The organism is Bradyrhizobium sp. USDA 4449, from assembly GCF_054056275.1.
The window spans coordinates 3264002-3284498 of record NZ_JBSRYD010000001.1 but is presented as its reverse complement, the minus strand read 5'-3'; the positions used below and the strand labels follow the sequence as shown (position 1 = coordinate 3284498).

Annotated in this window: 14 protein-coding genes; 5 read left to right on the top strand and 9 right to left on the bottom strand. The window is 58.3% G+C overall.

Annotated elements, in window-relative coordinates; all coding sequences use genetic code 11:
- Positions 1 to 94: 94 nt before the first annotated feature.
- The gene (locus ACVIIW_RS15535) at positions 95 to 1234 is read right to left on the bottom strand and encodes a pyridoxal phosphate-dependent aminotransferase (RefSeq protein WP_456701547.1); all 1140 of its coding nucleotides are present in this window, start codon (positions 1232 to 1234) and stop codon (positions 95 to 97) included.
- Positions 1235 to 2045: 811 nt separating this feature from the next.
- Here ACVIIW_RS15535 and ACVIIW_RS15530 point away from each other — a divergent pair.
- The 3 genes from ACVIIW_RS15530 to ACVIIW_RS15520 are packed head-to-tail and all read left to right on the top strand — an operon-like array spanning position 2046 to position 5205.
- Positions 2046 to 3623 (top strand): hypothetical protein, encoded by a 1578-nt coding sequence (locus ACVIIW_RS15530; protein ID WP_456701546.1) that lies wholly within the window; start codon positions 2046 to 2048, stop codon positions 3621 to 3623.
- Positions 3620 to 4306 carry an HAD family hydrolase gene (locus tag ACVIIW_RS15525; protein ID WP_456701545.1) on the top strand — a complete coding sequence of 229 codons (687 nt, stop codon included), beginning with the start codon at positions 3620 to 3622 and terminating at the stop codon, positions 4304 to 4306. Before ACVIIW_RS15530 ends, ACVIIW_RS15525 begins: the two co-directional genes overlap by 4 nt.
- Positions 4303 to 5205: an NAD(P)-dependent oxidoreductase gene (locus ACVIIW_RS15520; RefSeq protein ID WP_456701544.1), complete on the top strand. Its 903-nt coding sequence runs from the start codon at positions 4303 to 4305 to the stop codon at positions 5203 to 5205. Before ACVIIW_RS15525 ends, ACVIIW_RS15520 begins: the two co-directional genes overlap by 4 nt.
- 363 nt (positions 5206 to 5568) lie before the next feature.
- Here the strand turns inward: ACVIIW_RS15520 and ACVIIW_RS15515 are convergent, their stop codons facing one another.
- From ACVIIW_RS15515 to ACVIIW_RS15500, 4 genes are all read right to left on the bottom strand, one after another.
- Positions 5569 to 6471: a hypothetical protein gene (locus ACVIIW_RS15515; RefSeq protein ID WP_456701543.1), complete on the bottom strand. Its 903-nt coding sequence runs from the start codon at positions 6469 to 6471 to the stop codon at positions 5569 to 5571.
- 482 nt (positions 6472 to 6953) lie between these two features.
- Positions 6954 to 7883: a dihydrodipicolinate synthase family protein gene (locus ACVIIW_RS15510; RefSeq protein WP_456701542.1), complete on the bottom strand. Its 930-nt coding sequence runs from the start codon at positions 7881 to 7883 to the stop codon at positions 6954 to 6956.
- Positions 7884 to 8024: 141 nt separating this feature from the next.
- Entirely contained in the window at positions 8025 to 9323 is a 1299-nt protein-coding gene (locus ACVIIW_RS15505) for a hypothetical protein (protein ID WP_456701541.1), read from the bottom strand.
- Positions 9324 to 9435: 112 nt separating this feature from the next.
- Positions 9436 to 10638: a CaiB/BaiF CoA transferase family protein gene (locus ACVIIW_RS15500; RefSeq protein ID WP_456701540.1), complete on the bottom strand. Its 1203-nt coding sequence runs from the start codon at positions 10636 to 10638 to the stop codon at positions 9436 to 9438.
- A gap of 264 nt (positions 10639 to 10902) precedes the next feature.
- Between ACVIIW_RS15500 and ACVIIW_RS15495 the strand changes: the two genes are divergently transcribed.
- Positions 10903 to 11982 carry a LacI family DNA-binding transcriptional regulator gene (locus ACVIIW_RS15495; RefSeq protein ID WP_456701539.1) on the top strand — a complete coding sequence of 360 codons (1080 nt, stop codon included), beginning with the start codon at positions 10903 to 10905 and terminating at the stop codon, positions 11980 to 11982.
- A 150-nt stretch (positions 11983 to 12132) separates the two neighbouring features.
- Here the strand turns inward: ACVIIW_RS15495 and ACVIIW_RS15490 are convergent, their stop codons facing one another.
- A complete protein-coding gene (locus tag ACVIIW_RS15490; protein WP_456701538.1) occupies positions 12133 to 14769 on the bottom strand; it encodes a CehA/McbA family metallohydrolase in 2637 nt (878 codons plus the stop codon).
- Positions 14770 to 14967: 198 nt separating this feature from the next.
- Positions 14968 to 16293 carry an MFS transporter gene (locus ACVIIW_RS15485; RefSeq protein WP_456701537.1) on the bottom strand — a complete coding sequence of 442 codons (1326 nt, stop codon included), beginning with the start codon at positions 16291 to 16293 and terminating at the stop codon, positions 14968 to 14970.
- 691 nt (positions 16294 to 16984) lie between these two features.
- Here ACVIIW_RS15485 and ACVIIW_RS15480 point away from each other — a divergent pair.
- On the top strand, positions 16985 to 17767 hold the full coding sequence (locus ACVIIW_RS15480; RefSeq protein ID WP_456701536.1) for an enoyl-CoA hydratase-related protein: 783 nt from the start codon (positions 16985 to 16987) through the stop codon (positions 17765 to 17767).
- A gap of 57 nt (positions 17768 to 17824) precedes the next feature.
- Here ACVIIW_RS15480 and ACVIIW_RS15475 read toward each other — a convergent pair whose 3' ends face one another.
- Together ACVIIW_RS15475 and ACVIIW_RS15470 are read right to left on the bottom strand one after the other, a co-directional pair.
- Positions 17825 to 19045, bottom strand: coding sequence for a substrate-binding protein (locus ACVIIW_RS15475; protein ID WP_456701535.1), 1221 nt, complete (start codon positions 19043 to 19045; stop codon positions 17825 to 17827).
- 150 nt (positions 19046 to 19195) lie between these two features.
- Positions 19196 to 20452, bottom strand: a complete 1257-nt coding sequence (locus ACVIIW_RS15470; RefSeq protein ID WP_456701534.1) for an amidohydrolase family protein — start codon at positions 20450 to 20452, stop codon at positions 19196 to 19198.
- Positions 20453 to 20497: the final 45 nt, after the last annotated feature.

Here is a 20497-nt window from a genome sequence, read left to right as displayed (position 1 = left end):
GACACAGGAGCTGCTTACAGTGCACAGTGAAAGTAGTTAAGAGCTGAAGCGGAGATATTCATACCAATGCCTTCATCTGAGCCTCGACCAGCGATTATCTGAGCCTAAGGCTATTTAGCGCCTGGACGATGCGCTTCAGTCCGATCGCCAATGTCCCTGGTGGGGCGCCGAATGAGACTCGCAGGCCGCTGACGTCGCCAAACGCTTCTCCCGCGGCGCAAGCCACATTAGTTTTCTTCAGAAGCCATCTTGCAAAATCATCCGTCACTCCAACTTGCCCCTCGTCCCTCAAGGCAGATGCAAGCCTGTTTAGATCAAGATAGAAGAAGAATGCGCCGTCGGCGCGAGATAGGGTTACATCGCGTAGATTAGAAAGAATATTAAGACCTGAGTCGCGAGCGCTGAAAAGCCGTTCGTATGTCTCCCGCTCAACCTGACCGCCGGCGCGAAAGCGGCTTAGCGTGGCGCGCTGCACCTCTTGGCTTGGTGTCATCGCTGAATAGCCCCGAAGCTTGCTTGCGGTGGAAACGATGGACCGGGGAGCCGCGAAATAACCCAAGCGAGCGCCAGATATTGCCAGTGCCTGTGAACATGGATTGACGATGATCGTTCGTGATCTCAAGGCGGGGTGCACCACGACGATCGACTCATGGCGCTGCAAGCCTGTGAATACTAATCTTGAGTAGCGCTCGTCCGAAATAATCCATATCCGGAACTCGATAGCAAGCTCGGCTAACTCCTGCAATGTTGTTCGATTGTAAACTGCACCCGTTGGATTGTTGGGTGAATTGATCATCATCGCTTTCGTGCGTGATGTGACGGCAGCTCGGATCGAACTGACATCTGGGGTATATCGTGGTCGCTGAGCATCGACGAACACCGGTATCGCGCCAGCGCCGTGAACGAGCGCTGGTACCGACGGCTGCCAGGGCCGGATAATGATAACTTCGTCGCCTCGCTCCAGAACAGCCAACACTGCATAAAGCAGCGCTTCATCTGAACCAGCGGTGATTGCGATCTCTTCCGGACACCAATCAAAACCTGTCTCGGCCGCCATCCTCTCCGCAATAGCTTTGCGGAGCGGCAGGTGGCCAGCGGGATCCACGACGCCGCTCGCCTCAGATTCGCCTGTATACACCGTCCTGTCGAGCACTGATGAGGATGTATGGAAGACCTCCTCATTCGCGAGATCGATGAACTGATGTTCGCCGCAAAATGCAGAGCTCGACGCCACGTCTTGGGCGCCGGGCGCCTGCCCGGTAACACAGAACATTGTCCGGAGGGGCGGCAAAGTGACCCTCATAAGGCAGTCGACCTCGAACGGCGAGCTGACGCTCGCGATCGCCGTTGTGGCTCAACATCAAGTCGGACTGATCCTTGGCTCAACAATGGCAACACAGAAACTTGTTCTGGACTGCTTGCAAATAGGGGCACCTGCCGTTGTCCTCCCTGCGAATCGTTCTGCCGATAGCGCCTCTATGCCTGTGTCATTCCGAGCCAAAGGATTTCGCAAGCGTGAGGATAAGGCAGCGCGCGCCGGGCAAAGACCATTGAAGGTGACATATTGCAGCTTCTGACCAAACTGTCCGATGGTGCATCGTCCGGGTCCGCGCGAGCGACCACTGTGCGTCATGGCTAATCCAGATCAATTGCCAGTGTTAGTAGTTGATAAGGCGAGCATCAAAGCCACTCTTTGGCCTGCACAGAGCCCTTCTTCTTGGTGGTCATCCTTCTCCGCTTTAATGGCTAGACGCAAAATGAAAGACATGAGTGAAAGATCAGAAAGCTCTCGCCTATTTAAGCCCGCATCTGTTCGTCCGCTGTGGCGCTTTTCGCACATGGTCGTAGCATCCCGAACATTGCGTGGGTGCTTAAGCGGCACACAATGCCCACTCGATCGCTAGAATGGCTTGTCTTCCAACTCGCCTCGCTCCGGAAATGCCAGCCAGCACATGCAAAAGGCTGGTACGACGCTTGCTTAAGGATGAAGCGAAGAGCCATCGAGATACCCCGCCAGAGCTAATCCTTAACAAGTGAGTGACTATATGTCCGGTGTCGCCGGTGCGTTTCTCTGCGTTTCAAGTGAACCATCGCCGCGTGTCGTTGATCAACTGAACAAAATGATTCCCACCCTTGCACTCCGTGGGCAAGCTGGTGTCGTAGTGTCTGCCGTTATGCAAGGGCGCGGACTCCGGCATGGTAGGGCGTTTCAATCAAACGATAGTTCGGTACGCATTGACTGCATCGACCAGGACCCGGGCTTTCAGCCTCATGTTGCAATTGCGCAGATCCGTAGCGGATCCTGTGGAACTGGAGATGGCGGCGGCGTCCAGTCAATTCCTAGCCGCCACTTCGCCATTTCGCTGGACGGCGCCTTGGTGAACGCTCATGAACTCAGGAGCGAATTACTCGCTCGAGGCCGGCTGCTAGATACGAGCACTGACGCCGAGCTCTTGCTGAGGTGGATTGAACACGCTTGCGAACGAGAATATTGGCGTCACGGCCGGCCCGTAAACTACGAAGCTATCTTTCGCGATCTTGATGACCGTATCGATGGTGCCCTTAGTGCGCTTTTGCTAGATAAGGACGGAGATCTTGTTGCATACCGCAGTCGAAGCGGTTTGCGACCATTGGAGACTATGCGAGCACGTAATGGCTTGTTGCTCTTTGCTTCTGAAAATTGTGCCTTCGCAGGCTTGGAAGGTGAAACCAGCGAGCTCTTGCCTGGGAGCATACAGCGCGTGGATGCTAAGACCGGCGCCAGCGTTGACCATGCCCTGAACTGCCGAGGATATAGGGCCAAGCTCTGCGCCTACGAAGCCCTCTATTTGGGAAGCCCGAACACGTCGGTCGACGGCCATTCACATCGCCAAACCCGTTACAACATCGGACTCTCTTTGGGGAGAATTGTTGCGGAGCGAGTTAAAACAGATCTCTTGATGCCGCCAATCGTGTCCTCCATGCCAAATACAGGGGGGCCATACGCCGATGGTCTGTTTGACTCTCTCGCCGAACAGGGCGTGGTTACCGACCGTATTGACGTAGTGGCGACGCAATTTTTTGAGCGAACGCTGCTCGGCAGAACCAACGCCCGGCAATCTCGCATCGCCCGGAAGTATCGAGTGTCCGAACCCGCCGTTGCTGAGCGGACCGTAATAATTGTCGACGAGGCGCTCATTCGAGGTGATACCAGCAAAGCCGTCACGACGATGCTTCTTGCCGCTGGAGCCAAAGCTGTACATTGGGCGATTGGTTCTCCTCCTATAGTTGCGCCAAACTACTACGGCATGGGTATTGATACGCTAGACGAGCTCGCATTCTGGCAGGCATTGAAGCGGCTGCCGTCCGAACTGCTCGCCCAATGCCTCCGCTTCCACAGGATGGAGCCGCCAGCGCTCAGAATCGTTGAGAGCAATATTGCGACGGGGATCCAAGCAGCATCGATAACCTATCTGCCCTTCCGCGCCCTTGTATCGGTATTGGCCAACAGGCTAGAGGGCATCGATCTGTCACCCTTCACGTTCGACATGCCGACCCCCGCTGGGCGGCAGCTCGCGCGTAGTCACTTGGAAGCGTTGCTGGCCACCCTTCCTATCAATACCCGTTCGAGGTCAAGATCATGAAACCCGTTCTCGTGTTTGACTGGAACGGAACACTGCTCGATGACACCTATGCGCTGCTCGAAACGACCAATGTCATTTTGGACCGCTTTGGTCGCCCGAGCATCGATATAAAGACCTTTCGAGATCGTTGTGATGTTCCCCTCTCTCGTCTCTATCATAGCCTTGGAATGCCGCAGGAGGAGGTTGAGGCAGTGGAGCATGACGAAGGCGCACTGTTTCACGACACATACGAGCCTCTTGCGGCCAAAGCCGATTTACGTGAGGGGGCGCGCAGAGTACTGGAGTTGGCGCAACGAGAATCAGCACTGCTCATCATTCTTAGCAACCACATAGTTGCGCCTCTGAAATCCCAGCTGAGAAGGCTTGGGGTGGATAACTACATCACCGATGTGCTCGCATTCGAAAGTCGCGCCACGCAGTACAAATCGATGAGCAAAGGAGAGCGACTTCGGCTTTATATGGACAACCACAACCTGAAGCCATCGTCCACCTTCATCATCGGCGACATGCCGGTCGAGACCAATATTGCACGAGACCTCGGGCTGACGAGCATATCTATTACCGGGGGATTTGTTTCGACCTCCCGCCTGCAAGCCGCCCATCCAGATTACACGATCAACAACCACCACGAGCTCGTGCCCATCCTGCAAAGGCATGGCTTTTTTCAGGATGTTGAATCATGAGCAAGGGATCATCAGTGAACGCGCCCTCCACAACGATCAAGCAGTGCATAGGTCTCGTCGGAGCAGGGCGCATGGGAACGGGTATAGGCATCAGCCTGCTGCGTCAGCAAAGCGAGCTCCACATCAAAGTCAACAAGAACCGGCTCGGTGCTGATCGCCTGACAGGTGCCGGAGCCCGAGCGCACAAGTCGCTCGCTGAGTTGGCGCAGCACGTAAGTGTGGTGGTGTTGTCCTTACCCTCCAGCCGCGAGGTTGAGACGGTGTGTCTCGGTCACGATGGGCTGTTTGCGCACATGAGCCGAGGAGGTTTGATAATTGATTGCACGACCTCTTATCCTGCCTCTACCATTGCATTGGCCAAAAAGGCGCAAAGACGAGGTCTAAGCTTTATTGACGCTCCAGTGACACGAAGCCCCGAGCAAGCTGAGCTCGGCCTTCTCAATGCGATGGTTGGATCAGATGCAACACTCTTTCCCGTCGCCGAACGCATTCTGGCCGCGTTTTGCGAGACCGTCCTGCATGCTGGCGATGTCGGACAAGGCCACAAGCTGAAGCTCGTTTACAACAGCATGACTATGGGCATAGCTGCGGTTGCCGCTGAGGTTTGCCAATTGGCAGATCGTCTTCAGATTGATCTTGTAACGCTGCGTTCCCTGGTCAGTCGGGGTTCTACTAACAGTGGAATATTTCAAGCCTTCGCTGCCTTTTTGTTGGGAGAGAGACCAGATGCACTGGCAATCTCGATTGGGAATGCTGCAAAGGATATCGAGTGTGCGGTGCGCCTAGCGCGCGAAAGCGCGGTGTGCGTGCCGGTTCTGGATGCTGCCGCGGTGGAATTCAGCGTCTCGGTTATCGCAGGAAAGGGTGAACTGACCCTACCACATTTGGCTCGATCATGAACGCTTATTATGACTTCAAGCGGACCATCTTTCAAGCATGCCCTCTCCTTCTCCCTGCTGGGCTTCGCAGCCAATGAAATCAAGTTGGTTTTTCATCACAGCCTGGAGAAAACTCCCGCCCGAGACCGTTGGACAAAAATCAGCAAGGCTGATTTCTGCATTCCGATGGATCCATATTCTCATCATAATAGCAGACGATCCGTGTGCCGTTGTTGCAGGGTCCTATCCATGCAACGTCCCCCGGCGCAGCGTGTTGTTGAGCGAAGTGTATGCCACTGGTCAAAGACTTGGGCTTCGCAACCTTCGGATGCCCCATCTTTTTTGAAGCGCTCAAGACCCTGGGGACCTTTTTCATCTTCTATCTCAGCTCCCTGATTTTACCGCTGCCGTGAATCCTGAATTCAGCTTCGCGATATCATGAGCCTGCGGAACTTTGCTCGGTGCGCCCAGCGATATGATTATGTCGCCGGTCGTTGTTCTGCCTGCTGCGATCAGATTAGCGGCCGTGTTTGCGGATACGTTTACGAGGGTCCAACTCGGGGTGATGTTACCGTTCGCCATCGCGACGAAATTTGCTTCGTGCGTCAGAACGTCGGGCGCAGTGGTCCCGACCTCAGAGGGTACATTGGCTGAAATTAAGAACGGCAGCGTCGCGCCATCGAGCCAGTCCTGGACCTTTAGATCGGCGTCGAGAAAAATGCCGCCTTTTTCAATGCAAGGTCGGGGCTCGACAAGGTCATGCGTTTGATTGTTGAGGAAGTCGGCAGCTACGTCGTAAGTGTAGTCGATGTTTTCCGTGCGCGTAGCGTCGGCTTGCAGGAGTCCTCCCAGTCCTAGAGCTGTCGATTGAGGCGTTGAGATACTCGTTCTGTTGCTAAAATTCGTTGTTGCACTGGGGAGCAGCTGCTTGAAGCTGAGCCCCGGATTTAGGCTGCCCTTTTCCTCGGCGATGAGCTTGATCGTGATCTTGGCTTTGGCCTTATCGAGCCAAGTCAGTCGTCGCGTGTGACATCGCAGAGCGTTCTTGAGATCGTTGTTGTGAGCCGCGATCACGGCATCGCGCAGTTCGCATTTCGCGTGATTCAAGATCCGGTTGATCAAGAACGCCGTAGCGTGCGGCTCGTTTGGTGCAACGATATCCGGGAGATAGGTCCCGCATCCCCCGACCATGAAGCAACAAGCTGCTGAAACGAGCGCTGCCACTTTTCGATCTAAAATGATCATCGGCTTGCCTAAATAAAAAGTCGCAAATAAACTTTCGTCCACGATATAGCATCTCGACCAGCAAGTCAGTTGCGAAAATATTGCAATGCAACTTAAATCGGAAATCACGAAAGGGGCTCGGCTAAAACTACGCCGCGCCGTGGCATCGATGAGAAGGTCCGCCGGTTTTAGTTCTGGCCTACGGCTTCCGTCCGCGCTTGCGCGATCCCTTCACGGCGCGTTTTACCTGTCTCACCAGTACGCCTCTGTTGTCCTCAATCTCGTGCTCCCAGAACCTCAGGACGGTCCAACCCTGGATCGGTCGATGTCGAACGCTTTCGCCAAGCCCAGCCCTCCTTAGGAGCCCATGATCGCACGATCGAAATCGTTTGGGCGCCAAAAGATTTCGTCAATTGGCTATCCGCTCGCCGTTTTGAGGATGCCGAGGGATCTGAACGCCCTTCTGTCCATTCCCCAGCGATGAACATCCAAATTTCCGGGTACACAGCTTCCGCCGCTTTTTCCCGCCGCGTGATGCCCGCACCTTAATGTCCCCAGCGAAGAGCCAGGGGGTTGACCTCATTCGCAAGCTCGATCAAGCCAGCTCTCGTCGCGGGATGGATCTGTTCGAGCGGATGCCGTACGGCTTCGCATTTGATCACGCCACCTTCAGCCATCACGCTCTTGGCAGCGCGCAGGCCACACTGGCGATTTTCGAAATTGATGAGCGGCAGCACCTTTGCATACGCCAGAGCGGCCTGCTGCCTGTCGCCCGCTCTGTGATGAGCGAGCACGGGGCCCAGCAGGTCCGGCAACAACGCGCTTGACATTGTTCCGCTCGCACCGGCGTCGAGGTCTGCCATCATGCTGATGGCTTCCTCCCCGTCGAAAGGACCAACTATGATCTCACCTCCGAGCTCGATCAGACTGCGCAGCTTGGCAGCCGCAAACGGCACCTCGATCTTGAAATATCTGGCGAGCGGCACCTCGCAAGCGAGCCGAACGAGAAACGGGACCGTCAATGTAACGCCGGACAGCGGAGCGTCCTGGACCATGATCGGAATCCCGGCTGTGTCCGCGACCCGGCCGAAATGCTCGATCATGGCGCCTTCGTCCGCTTTGAGGCTTGCACCATGATACGGCGGCATCAGCATGAGGAGACTTGCGCCACGTTCGGCCGCATAGCGGGCCCGTTGCACCGCAATCTGCGTGCTGAAATGGCTGCAGGTCACCATGACCGGCTTGCGGCCCGCAACATGCGAAAGACAGAGCTCGACCAGAATGTCACGTTCCTGATCAGAGAGCAGGAACTGCTCGGAGTAATTGGCCAGAATGCAGATCCCGTCCACGCCTTGATCAATCATGCAATCGAGAACGCGCCGCTGCCCTTCGAGATCGAGATCTCCCGAGTCCGTAAACGGCGTCGGAGCAACCGGGAACAAGCCGCGATAAATGGGAGTTTTCGCATTTCTCATGTAGAGGATTCCGGACAGGAGGCAGTCAATTGCTCTCGAACTCGGTCAGCCCATCGCAAACCTCCAAGGACTGGAGATTGACTGCCGTGGCGTCACGAACAAGTTTGGTTTGAGGTCTTGGTCGGAGCGTTTCGGCACCCCCTAGACCCAGCCAGGCGGCACCAGGTCCGTCAAAATGGCAAGACATTCAAACAGGAAGTAGCTTCCGAAGATCAGTTCAACGTTCTGGGCCGCATCGATATCGCGCACGATTGCCTTTCGGGTGAAGCAACCGCCGGTGAGCATTCCAGGCGGTCGCCGGTCATCGGGACCAGTCGGCGTCAGGTATTTTGAGATCAGCTGAGTAACTGTGCGCTCGGCAAATAATCTATATTTGGCGCCCCGCTCAGGACCAAGTGCGGATGCGAGGCGCAGCGCTGCGGCAGCAGCGATAGCAGTGGCCGCAGTATCCCTGCTAGTGTTGGGGATCGCCGGATCGTCGAAATCCCAGAAGGCAACGAGATCCGCAGGGACGTGGTCGATCCACCAGTTAAGAAGGCGCACGGCGTAGTCGCGCCATAGCTCCTCGTCCGGGCGGACCATGGCGGCGTGAGCGGTGTAGAGCATCGCCCATCCCTGCGCCCGGCCCCAGGTGCTGATATCGCTATATCCTTTGTGCGTGTGCGTCCTGAGTACCTCCCCGGTGTGGGGATAGAGGGTGGACGACTGGATAACTGAATTGTCCCGCCGCACATGGATGTCCAGAACACGCCGCAGATGTGCATTGGCAACCTCCTCCATCCCGGCATCGGAAAGCTCGTCCGCGGCCCAATAGAGCAGGCCTGTCGCCTGGAGCGAGTCGATGCTGCTCTCGGAGGCTCCGACTGCGTTCGCCTCCTCGGCATCGCTGCCCAACGGTATCAGTCCGAGATGTGGATCGAACATATCACGAAGCGACCTCGCCGCTGTCAGAGCAGCGTCGCGTGCGTTTTCGTCTTTGCACAAGATGCTGCCGAGGGCGCCAGCATGATAGAAGCCGAAGCCTTTGAAGGCCGTAAGCCGCTCGGCACGCGGCAACATTCGACTTAGCGCAGCACGGGCGTCTTCGATTGGGAACTGCCGGGGATCAGCGAGATGCGCGAGCCAGAGCTCGCCGACAAATGCCCCGCCCGTCCAATCACCATCGGGCGTGAAGGTCCATTTTCCGTCTGCGGCACTCGCCCAGTGTGGCAAGCCCGAGCGTGCAATGTCCCGAGTCTCAGCAATGCGCTTGAGCATGCGCCCGCGCGCGAGCAGATATTGGTTGTCCGACATGGCTTCCGGTCCATCATAAAACTCGCCGCGCGGCCTTTGGCCTGGCGACAACTCAAAGCTCTTTACCAACAGATCCTGGGCTAGCGCGAATGGTGAGTGTTCACGCGACTTCCAAGCGTGCTTGGTTGCATCGCCGCCGAGCAGCAAACCTCGTCAGCAGCACCGCGAGGGACCGACGCCGCGCGCAACGTTTAGGCCTCTCACTATGCCCCCCCCCCCGTTGGAAAGCTTGCTACTTCCAAGAAATCTCTTTGTTCGTTTAGTGATGCGAGTCCGCAGCGCCGATGGCGCCTGTATCGTAAAGATCCTTCAATTTCGTGTCGTCATAGCCGAGCTCTTTCAGAATCTCTTCGGTTTGCGCTCCGAGCTTTTGCGGCGGCAAACGCACGTCCGGCTGCTCGCCGTCGTAGCGCACGGGATGGCCGACAAGGGTAATGGGAGCGCCGGTCGCGCCGGTGACGACCTGAAAATGTCCGTTGTGCGCGATCTGCGGATCCGCAACCACGTCGGCATAATCGTTCACCGCAGCGTGCCAAATTCCATGGGCTTCGAACAAGCCGATGCATTCGCTCGTTGTGCGTTCGGCGACATTGGCCGCGATCATGGCGGAGGCCTCATCCCGCCGGCGATACGCATCCTCGTCAGGAATCCGCCGGTCGGCGGGAAGGCCAAGCGCGTCTGAGAGCGCCTCGAGGGATCCCAAAGAAATCGCAATGTGCCCATCGTGCGTCGCATAGATGCCGTAAGGCGCGCCATAATACCAGCCCGCGACCGGGCCCGGCTGACGGACGTCGTCAGGCCTTTGGCCGTTCAAGTAGCAGGTAAATGATTCCATCTGGAGATCGAGCGCAGCCGACAGCAAACTAACATCGACCCGGCAGCCCTGCCCTGTGCGCGCTTTCCTCACCAGCGCAGCCAGGATGCCCGCCGCAAACAAGGCGGCGCCGTGATGATCAATGGCGGAAACGCCGACGGCGCGAGGCCCTTGCTCGCGACTTCCGGTAATCATCGCAAGTCCTGACAGCGCCTGGATCAGCAGATCCTGGCCCGGGCGGTTGACGTAGGGCCCGTCAGGACCGTAGCCGGACGCAGCGGCATAGATGATCTGCGGATTGATCTTCTTTGCATCCTCGTAGCCGAGACCAAGCTTGTCGAGCACACCCGGGCGGAAGTTCTCTGCGATCACATCCGATTTCGCGATCAGTTGTCTGGCGATGACCACGGCTTCGGGTTTTTTCAGATCGAGCGCGAGGCTGCGCTTGTTGCGGTTTCCCGTGAGAAGCAACATCGACTGGCCATCAACCTGCTTGTCGGCCCCGCCCCATTTCCTCTGAAAGGCCCCTCCGGGCGGTTCTACGGCGATCACGTCCGCGCCGAGGTCGGCGAGAAACTGCACGCCGACCGGACCCATCAGAAAGTGATTGAGGCTGAGGACACGAACGCCCTTCAAGAGATCGACCATCACATCCTAGCCTTCGGTTTTTCGCTGAAACGAGCGCTTTGGTCTTCGATTTCTGAAATCGATTTCAGAGTTAAGCGATGCGAGAAGCGGAGTCAAGTGAATCACCCAACTTTCAAATGAGCCTGGCCTCGTCCCGCTTGATCTGCGCCTGAGTGGGTCAGAAATAGCGCGCACGGCCCGCATCCAGGGCTTGAGAAAGTGGCGCTGGTGATGGTTTAACCCTTGTGAGAGGAAACTCTCTCCGGCTCCTGGTGACCAACGCAAATGGACAAGAAACACGTGATCGCGCCGAAAAGCCGCCAGCAGCCGCGGGTGAAGATCGAGGACGTCGCCCGGAAGGCGGATGTGTCGCCGGCGACCGTATCGCGAGTGCTCAATCACCCCGATATCGTACGGCCGGAGCTTCGTGACCGGGTCATGCGGCATATCAATGATCTCGCCTATACGCGCGATAGCGCAGCGCGAGCATTGAAATCGGGACGCATGCGGACCATCGGCATCATCGTTCCGACGCTGGCACTCGGTATCTTTGCAGAAGGCGTCGAAGCGCTCCAGAACCGCCTTAGCGAGAGCGGCTACACATTGTTCATTGCGAATTCGCAATATGACCACCGGCGGGAATTTCAGGAACTGCGCAGCCTCATTGAACGTGGCATCGATGGAATCGTGCTGGTCGGAGCTTCCCACGGACGGGAGCTGAGGAGCCTGATCGAACAGTCAGGCGTACCCGTCATCACCACCTATGTTGCCAAGGCCGGCGGCATGCCCGCGATCGGAATCGACAACGAAAGCGCCACCCGCGAGATGACGCAGTATCTGCTCAGGCTTGGACACGCCCGCTTCGGCGCGATCGCCAACGTCGCTGCCGTGTCGAACGACAGATCCCGCGCCAGGCTCGAGGGAATTCAGCGCGCGCTCTCCGACGCCGGCCTCCCGCTCAAGCCAACCCAGATCGTCAAGGCCGATTATTCGCTTGCCCAGGGCCGTAGTGCCCTTCGTCAACTCCTCACCGATCACCCGGACACGACAGCAGTTATCTGCACCACCGACACGCTTGCCATCGGAGCAATGGCAGAGGCTCGCAAGATGGGTCTGGCCGTACCGGCTACGCTATCCATCACAGGATTTGACGATGTGGAGCTGGCGGCGCAAATGGACCCGCCGCTCACAACGGTCAGTGTTCCCGCAGCAGAAATCGGCCGGGGAGCCGCCGATTATCTCATCAATGCCATCGCCGGAAGTCCTGTCCCGAAAAGTGTCGTACTGCCGTACCGGCTGGTCATGCGCTCATCGAGCGCGCCGCCGCGGTCTGGCGCCCGTCGCGGGCGCAGTCGAGATCATTGAGCAGGCAACGTCCCTGAAATCATTTCAGAACCGCGGCCTATCCTTCGCGGCCCCAGGCAGCCGGTGGGCATTTCATTGAACAATCGCCCGTAAGCAGAGCCTGCCGAGCAGGCAGTGCGCCGAGCGACCGTCAATAGCGCCGAAGGCGTCTCAATGCTCGCGTTCAACGTGAACGGAGTGAACGGGCGCGTGGTGGTGGCTCGCACCCAGTTCGTGCAGTCTATGGTGCAGGCGATGATGCGCAAGTTCAAGGGCGGCTCGCAGCCGCAAGTGCCGGGCTTCATCGGACTTGGGAGCAAGCGTGTCCATATAGGCGATCGATCCCTCGATTTGTGCAAGGACCGACACTGCGTCCGCGGTGGCAAAGATGGGCATGTCGCCTACCTGGACATATACCGCACTGGTATGCGCCGCAATGTCGGCTTCGCGTCCGGCGACACTGCCCCGAACGCGTAGCGCGATCCAGCATGACGCGCTGACGGGCAGCGAGAGCTGTCCCTTGCAAGATAAGCCGCCACATCGAACCTGCTCGACGACGCTGCCGTTGCGGATCAGCTCCAGGCGCGCTGGCGGCACGCTGACCGATTCGATCCGCCAGTCGATCGTGAGGATGCCGCCTGAACGGGGAAGCTCCACCGTGCCTCCAGGGCGCCGTCCTTCAACGGTCATCTCAATCAGAGGCCCGACAGTAATGAACGTGTCGCCATGACGTACGGCATCCATCCAGTTGCGATACGTAAAGTCACGTTCGCCAAGCCGCACATACGTCCGCGAGCCCCCGAGGAGTGCGGCCGCGTCCATCTTGTCGGAGCCGGCTACCAGCGGCAGATGGTAGCCGATGTTGAGGTAACGGTACCAGTCGGCGAGTCCAAATGCGCTGATCTGTGCAGTCCGCGGGTTGAACGACATCATTTCGATGGCGTCGACAAGACCGAGCACAATGTCGGCCGCCCGCTCCGCTTGCGGATTCGGCGCGTGCGGCATGACGACCAGTCCCCCTTGCTGGCGGCAGCGCTCCGCCCAATCGGCCATGGTCGCTTCCAGAACATCGCCGATCGCAGCTTCGTTGGGCCCGCCGCAAGAGAGCGGATTGATCATCTCGCCTTCGTAACCAAGCAAAGATATGTGCCCTAGAACCTGCATCCGGTTCTCGGTGCCGACCCGAACCAGAAATTCTCCGTCTCCGCCGAAATCCTTTGCCCCGATCGTCGTGCGTCCGTCGAAATCGGCGACGTTGGTGAATAGCTCGCCCCATTGTGCGGCGAGCAAGTTGACGACGTTGACACCCTCCGCCTTGCCCTCAAGCAGGGCTGTCTGCGGGCTCAGGAAATGGACGTGCGTATCAGAGCTCACCCATCCCCGTTCGCGCCAGCGCAGCACACGATCGAGCTCAAAGGTGAGATTGTCAGTCATTGGAGTGATTTCGACGATGGTGCGTAGCGGTCGCACCTCAAACCCTCTGCAGATCTCTACAAACACGGGCCCGAGCGGCAGGTCTGCCTCGCAGCTGCCGTCCACGTAAGCGTACTGATTTAGCCCATTGGCAAATTCGCCCGAGAAGTCCTCGAACCGGCCGGTATTGACCTTGCGGTGATGTCCCTTTGGTGGCAGATATTCGCCGTGCGCACCATGGACATGCAGCCGCGCGGCAACACGCGCGCTGCTGCCCTTCTCCACGATGCGGATCTTGACCGGCCTTGTGGCGGGCTCGACTGCTGCCATCTCGAACGAGGCGCCGCCTGCGCTGCCGCCACTTTCCAGCGATCGAAGGTCAAATATATGCAAGCGGCCATCCTCGGAGCACAGATAGAGCTTCGCATCAGGATGCGCCGAGTACTCGATGATGACTTCGTTTTCGGAGCGCACGGGCTGCACATCAACTTTGGCGCCTAGCCAATCCGCTCTGGAGTACTCGAGCACTGCGCGGGCGGAGATGACGGCGCCAAGGTCCATGCCGATCTGCTCGCCTCGATCGTCAACATCGAGCTCGCCAAGCTTATTTAGATGGACCCCGGGCGGCAGGCTCACTTTCAGTTTGCGACGGAACTGGAGGCGAAGCGGGTGCTGGGCGAGCGCTGTCGTGGTCACCGCAAACACAAGAGAGATTTCCTGCTCCGCGCGCAAACTTAACGCCGAGAGCTCCTTGTCCGGATAAGGATTGGGCAGCGCGTAAAGCCACAGGTTCTCGCCTTGCCGATCCATGCGTCCCGATTGGTTGCGGGCCTCGCCCTGGAAGAAGCTCGCCCCCGGCGCTCTGCCGAGTATGAAATCCTCGCCGGTGCTTGCATGTACAATGGGGGCGCGTAGAGGCAAGGCAGCGAATGGACTCGCACCCCAGGAGATATGGTTCTGCTGGACCGCGAAGCGGCGCAGCACCGGCACGTCGCTTTCGCTGCCGTCGGTATAGCGGAGCCCGTATGTCGCTATGCAATCACCGAGTGGATTGCCTTCTATAGGCAGCGTAGCCGGGCCAATCTCTCCGAAACCCTCGGGGCTTGCAATCGTGCGGTCTGCCGCCACTTGCACAAACAGCAAATAGCTCGCCATTGTCGGCGGCAAGGCAATGACGGCGGGAGGCGCCCCGGGGCGCAGCTCCAGCACATCCGGCCCTGTATCGCTGCCGAAGAGAAAGGGCATGCCGCGATGGGTCTGGAGCCCGCGAAGCGAATTGATCCAGCCCGTGTCACCCGGACGGCTTGCGAAACCTTCGGGCGCATTTGCGCGCCTGGCGTTGAAGTAGGCTTTCAAGTCCACTGGCGTGAAGTGCGGCGATGAAGGTGTTTTCATGCTTCGGACTCCAGTTTCGGCAACTCAGTGCATCGCAAGCAGTCTTCGTCTTGTGAATGGCCGCGCCCGCAAGAACGCTTGTGCCGCCCCATGCTCATGCCCAGCATGACGAGATACGCGCGACCCCATACGAGCTTGCGCTGACGCGAACGCCTTCCGCAGCCTCGGGGCACGGCGAAGGGCATGGGCAGAGCGCGTTCATTCACCGATGTAGAGGCGGCCGCGCTTCTTGGCGATCCGATAGACCAGCACGCTCAGGAGCGCGATCACCGATCCATAGACAGGAAACATCCAGGCGATGTGCTCGCGTTGCAGCCAGACAAGCAGATAGGGTGACGTCCCGCCAAACAGGGAGACACCGAGCGCATAGCCGAGAGCCACTCCCGTGGTCCGCACGGCGCGCGGCATCAGCGTGGTGGCGATGAAGTTATAGAGAGCCATGTTGAAGCCGACGATCGCGCCGCCGAATACCGTGACAAAGAAGAACGTGACAATGCCTTTTTCAGAATAGAGCATCGTCAGGAAGAAACACGGGATAAGCAGAAGGCGCAGCAGCGTGAACGCGCGCGAGGGTCGCACCTTGTCCGCGAAAGCACCGACGAGAGGTGCCGTCGACATCCAGATCAGGACCATCAGCGTCATGATCCCGTACACATACGTGCTGTTTTCCTTGAAGACCGTGTTGGCCATGTTGGGCAGGCCGGTATTCCAGGCATAGTTGGCGATCTGCACGGACCCGATCACCAGGATGACTGCGAGCAAGGATAGGCGGACACTCCATAGCGTTTTCCACACGCCGCCAGTCGTCTCCTGAAGGCGCGAAGAATCATCATGCCGATGCATGGCTTGATTGATCAGAGTCTCCGGCACCGTCGTGCGCAGATAGATGATCAGAAGGCCGAGCACGCCCCCGACTGCAAAGGGTATGCGCCATGCCCACTCCCGCATGGCTTCAGGCGCGACGGAGGCGCTCACCAGGAAGGCAACCAGGCTAGATCCAAGATTTCCCAACTGGATGAATGTGCCACCGATCAGACCGAGGTAGTGTCCCTCCTTGCCAGGAGGCGCCAATTCAATGGCAATGGCGTTTGCAACACCAGCCTCAGCGCCTGTGGCAAGTCCTTGAATCAGGCGCATGATCAGCAGTGCTACGGCCGCCGTGACGCCGATATCCTTGTAGGTGGGCAACAAGGATATCAAAAGCGAGCAAACCGCCATGGCGGTGACCGAGATCAGCATCACACGCTTGTGGCTGATGCGATCTGCGACCGGACCCAGCAAAGCTGCGCCCAGCGGCCGCGCGCAAAAACCCGCCCCGTACACGGCCAGTCCCGCTAGCAGCGAGGTGGTAGGATCATCTGAAGGGAAAAAGTGCGGCGAGAGAAACGCAGCCATGACGCCGTAGACATTCCAGTCGTACCACTCCAGCGCCACCCCTCCTCCAAGGCCGGCCGTCATCCGCTTGTTGGCGGTTGGCTTATCAAGCTGGATAGGTAAAGCGCTAGGCTGAGCAATGATGTTCATGGGTTCTCGGCTCTATTGATGACGTTCATGCGTTGCGGGTGCGCGCGAGAACGAGCAGCCGCTCGTCGGCTCAACTGCGCTCGCCGCTGTGGCGGCTACGAGTGTGGCTGTCTTAGAACCGACCGGAGTGCCCAAGCGCTTGGGCACAAGGTGCGGGGGAAGCCGGCGGGAAGCACGCCTGGCTCGGCGTATTTGCGCGCCTCGCCTCACGCCCGCCGTCTGCGCGCAGGACGCCTCCATCCTCGCGCCTGACTTGTGCGGCGGCGCGCATAAAACGCGCGCGACATTCCGTGCCATTCCCATGGCTAGCCTTCCTCCTGTTGCTCTAAGCGCGCTTCTGAAGAAGCTGACATTGTTGTTGGGCACCGCGGCGTCACAAGGCCGTCTCAGCGTCAATGGGACCCCTGAGATGCGCCCCGCCTCTCGGCCAGTTGCACTTCCGGCTCACCGCAGGACGGACATTTCAATACGCTTCTGAAATCGATTTCAGTTACAATAGAAATCCGAAACCATCAGTCAAGCCTTTTTTTGCGGCCAGACGCAGCATTGTGGGCCACGGTCCGCTGTGCGCGAGCAAGGCGCGCCAGCGCTTCGGACGAAATTGCACCAAAAAGCCGCCTCGTCCATCGTGTTTGCTAAGAAATCGTTTTCAGTCTAAGGCTGGCTTCATATTCATATCGGGAGAACTTGCATGACCCAGACGTCCGATCTCATCCTGTCGACATCCGTCGCGTCCCATGTGCGCCTCTTGACGCTGAATAGGACATCGAAGCGAAACGCCTTGAGCAACGACATGATTCTGGCGCTGGGCGCCGCCTTGCGCGAGGCCGCAATCGACCAAGATGTGCGCTGTGTCGTACTCTGTGGCAGTGATGCGTTCTTCTCTGCGGGGGCAGACATCAAGGAGATGCGAGAGCGCGGCTTTGAGGCAATCGACAATTCTGCACGACGTTCTGCCTGGCGGGATGTCGCCAATTTCCCCAAGCCTCTCATTGCCGCAGTCGAGGGCATTTGCTTTGGCGGCGGCCACGAATTGGCGCTTCTCGCCGATATCGTGATTGCAGGCGAAGGGGCGGCATTTGGACAGCCTGAGATTAACATCGGGATACTGCCGGGCGATGGCGCGACGCAAAGGCTGACGCGCGTGGCCGGCAAATCGCTGGCCATGCTGATGATCCTGAGCGGCCAATCCATCACGGCGCGGATGGCGATGCAGGCCGGCCTGGTGGCGGAAGTTGTCGAAAGTGGCAGGGCGCAGAATCGTGCGCTCGAACTAGCCGATCTGATAGCGCAAAAGCCCCCCCGTTCGGCTGAACTTGCCAAAGCGGCCGTTCTCGCCGCTTTTCAGACCACGCTGGACGCCGGACTTGAGTTTGAACGGCAAGCCATTCGCTTTGCGTTCAGCACAGCTGACCAGCAGGAAGGGATGAACGCCTTCTTTGAGAAAAGGCCGCCGAACTATCGCGGAAACTGACTGCCGCGATCTGCTCACATGCGTGGCCAGCCAAGCTGGCCCGTCCAGCATGGGCCATCAACACTCCTTCGGCTCGACCAGGCCGGCGCTACGGGCGACGATCTGGTATTGGCCCGCCTTTGCCACGCCAACATACATGTTCATCTTGCAGTGGCGCTTGCCCGGCACCATCTCCGCCGGGCCGCCAGGCCCGTGCGCAAGCTTTGCGTGGTCGAGCGCGGCAGCGACCGCCTCGCGGTCAGTTGTACCAGTTTCCTTCACTGCGGCTTCCCACAGCTTCAGCCCTCGATAAGTGCCGGTCGCGGCGCTCCCTGCTGAGAACCGGAACTTGCCAGGAAACTGCTTTTCGTAGGCGGACTGAATTTTGGCGCTCACCGGATCTTCCACCGCAAGTGCCTTGTAATAGTCGAGGCTGCTGGCGAGGCCCTCGATCTCGTGCGCCTGGTTCATCTCGAGCGTGTTCTCGTCATAGTAGACGCAGCCCAGCTTTCCCCCATTCCTGGAAAAGCCCGCTTCATAAAGCTGTTTGAAGAAGGAGCCGACGCCCGGCGGGATGACGCTGTTGAATACCACGTCTACTTTGTTGGAGGTGATGCGGCTCACGGTGGATGAAAAATCGATTTGGTCGAGGGGGTAGTACTCCTCGAACACCACCTCCCCGCCGCTGCTCTCGATCACCTTGCGCGCATAGGCGTTGATTGTCTGTGGCCAGATGTAGTTGGAGCCAGGCAGCGCGAAGCGTTTGCCGCCGTTCTTGATCAACCACGGAATGAACTGGTCGCAATTCTGCGCCGGTACCGGGCCCGTGCAGAACAGATAGGGCGTACATTCCCTGCCCTCGTAGGCCTGCGGATAGATGTAGAGGGTCTTACCACGAGCGATGATGATGTCCTTTATGGCGTTGCGCATGGAGCTCGCGATGCCACCGAGCACCAGGTCGACCTTGTCTCGCTGAATCAGCTTGCGGACATTGGCAACGGCGACCGACTCGTTGGACGCGGTGTCCTCGATTAGGAGCTCGATGGGGCGCCCCAGGAGACCCCCATTTTCGTTGATCTCGCTGACCACCATGCGAGCGACATTGGCGTCGGTATTCCCAGCAAAGCCGAGTGCCCCGGTAACATCGGTGGCAATGCCTATCCTGATCGGGCCTTCGGCGGCGTTGGCCCAGTCAGGACGGATGACCCAGCTGCCCGGGCCGGCCGCAATCGCCGCAGACGCAAAGGCGAAATTTCCGAGAAAGCGGCGGCGACTAAGCTGTCGGTGACGTTTCGACATCAAACTGACCTCCCCTTGGCTGATGGCGTAAGATCGACGTGCCCCGCTCTTTCAGGGGCACGGCAGCCGGAACGCTATCCGTCAATTTGGGGGAGCGAGCAGGCTCTTCGGCCCATTTTTTGGGTAAAATCGCGTAACGAAGGGGCGCATTCAGGACCGTCTGAAATAATCTCTCGCGTTCTCACCAAGGATTCTGACGGCTAAGCGCTCTGCGTCTCGAAATCCAAAGTAACCGCTCGCGACCTTTTCCTTCAGTACCTCACTGATGAGCTGGCGTGCGCCCTTTATCGCGGCAAACGTCTCCTCGACGTGAAGGCAGTCTCCACCGATCATCATCCGGGATTCATCCGGCAAGACTTCAATGGCCTCGTGCAGGGCGAGCTTGAAATGTGACGGGCTCAGCAGAAACGACCAGCACAAATCAAGCCAGACATTTCGATACACAAAAGCCATTCCTAACAAATCACGGCTCCAAGGATAGGCCAAATGCATCAGCAGAAAACGCGTCCGAGGATGACGCTCAATCAACCCGGTCATACGTAGCGGGTGGGAGCCCCTTATGATTGCCGTTCCAAGGTGAGTTTGCACCGGCAGGTCGGCCTCGCCTGCGAGTTGACAAAACAGGTCGACGATAAAGTCGCAGAATGCCTTGCGCGCTGCCGGTGACGGTGAAATTTGTCCCCAGGCCTGCCGAGCCAGTTCCTCGTTCGGTTCGTCAAAGCTTAGATCACGGTCATAGGCGAGTGCGTTTTTAAGCGCGATGTGATTGCGCCGGGAGCAGCCGGCTACGAGCTCACGGATTGCATCGCAATAATCGTCGAAGGTTTTCACCTCCATGCCGAGGCGCCGCAGCAACTTATGGCCGCAATTTCCATTGTGATCGCGGGATTCTGCGTGCCAGCCGAGAGCGAATGCGTTAATCCGCAGAACCGCATCGTAGCTTTGCCCTAGGACCGGCCGCGGATCCGTCAACGGATCGAGAAAAGGGTCCGTTACGATCCTCCCGATACCGGCGCGCCTAATTACTTCGCTTGGCCATGTCGCTTCCATGTGGCGCAAGCGCACGCTAGCATCCACCGCCTCCCAATTGTCGCGAGTAATTCCAATGTCGGCGACGCCGTAAAGATCGGCAACCCCGCGGACGAGATTGCGGACGAATGCGTTCGATCCGCTCCTCTCCACGAACGGCGCAAGGGCCTCCCAGGTGGTCGGCTCTGTCGGGGTAAATATCATATTGCTCGTTGCCTTGGGCTCGGATGGCAGCACCTGGCTGGTCCAAGCCGCATAGCTCTGCTGGAACAGCTTCAACAGATTTACGTCCCGGCTATGCGCGACCTCCGCCATGTGATGTTCATGGACATCGACGACTTGGCATGCATTTACAAAATTGCCTATAGTTTCAGACATCTTCCCTCTCTGTTCAGCCATCGTTAAGGAGCTCGAAAGCGCCAC

Bases quoted from the DNA above. Each gene is read 5' to 3' on its own strand.
- ACVIIW_RS15530 (WP_456701546.1), top strand. From the start codon at position 2,046: ATGTCCGGTGTCGCCGGTGCGTTTCTCTGCGTTTCAAGTGAACCATCG.
- ACVIIW_RS15525 (WP_456701545.1), top strand. From the start codon at position 3,620: ATGAAACCCGTTCTCGTGTTTGACTGGAACGGAACACTGCTCGATGAC.
- ACVIIW_RS15520 (WP_456701544.1), top strand. From the start codon at position 4,303: ATGAGCAAGGGATCATCAGTGAACGCGCCCTCCACAACGATCAAGCAG.
- ACVIIW_RS15510 (WP_456701542.1), bottom strand. From the start codon at position 7,883: ATGAGAAATGCGAAAACTCCCATTTATCGCGGCTTGTTCCCGGTTGCT.
- ACVIIW_RS15500 (WP_456701540.1), bottom strand. From the start codon at position 10,638: ATGGTCGATCTCTTGAAGGGCGTTCGTGTCCTCAGCCTCAATCACTTT.
- ACVIIW_RS15495 (WP_456701539.1), top strand. From the start codon at position 10,903: ATGGACAAGAAACACGTGATCGCGCCGAAAAGCCGCCAGCAGCCGCGG.
- ACVIIW_RS15490 (WP_456701538.1), bottom strand. From the start codon at position 14,769: ATGAAAACACCTTCATCGCCGCACTTCACGCCAGTGGACTTGAAAGCC.
- ACVIIW_RS15485 (WP_456701537.1), bottom strand. From the start codon at position 16,293: ATGAACATCATTGCTCAGCCTAGCGCTTTACCTATCCAGCTTGATAAG.
- ACVIIW_RS15480 (WP_456701536.1), top strand. From the start codon at position 16,985: ATGACCCAGACGTCCGATCTCATCCTGTCGACATCCGTCGCGTCCCAT.
- ACVIIW_RS15475 (WP_456701535.1), bottom strand. From the start codon at position 19,045: ATGTCGAAACGTCACCGACAGCTTAGTCGCCGCCGCTTTCTCGGAAAT.
- ACVIIW_RS15470 (WP_456701534.1), bottom strand. From the start codon at position 20,452: ATGTCTGAAACTATAGGCAATTTTGTAAATGCATGCCAAGTCGTCGAT.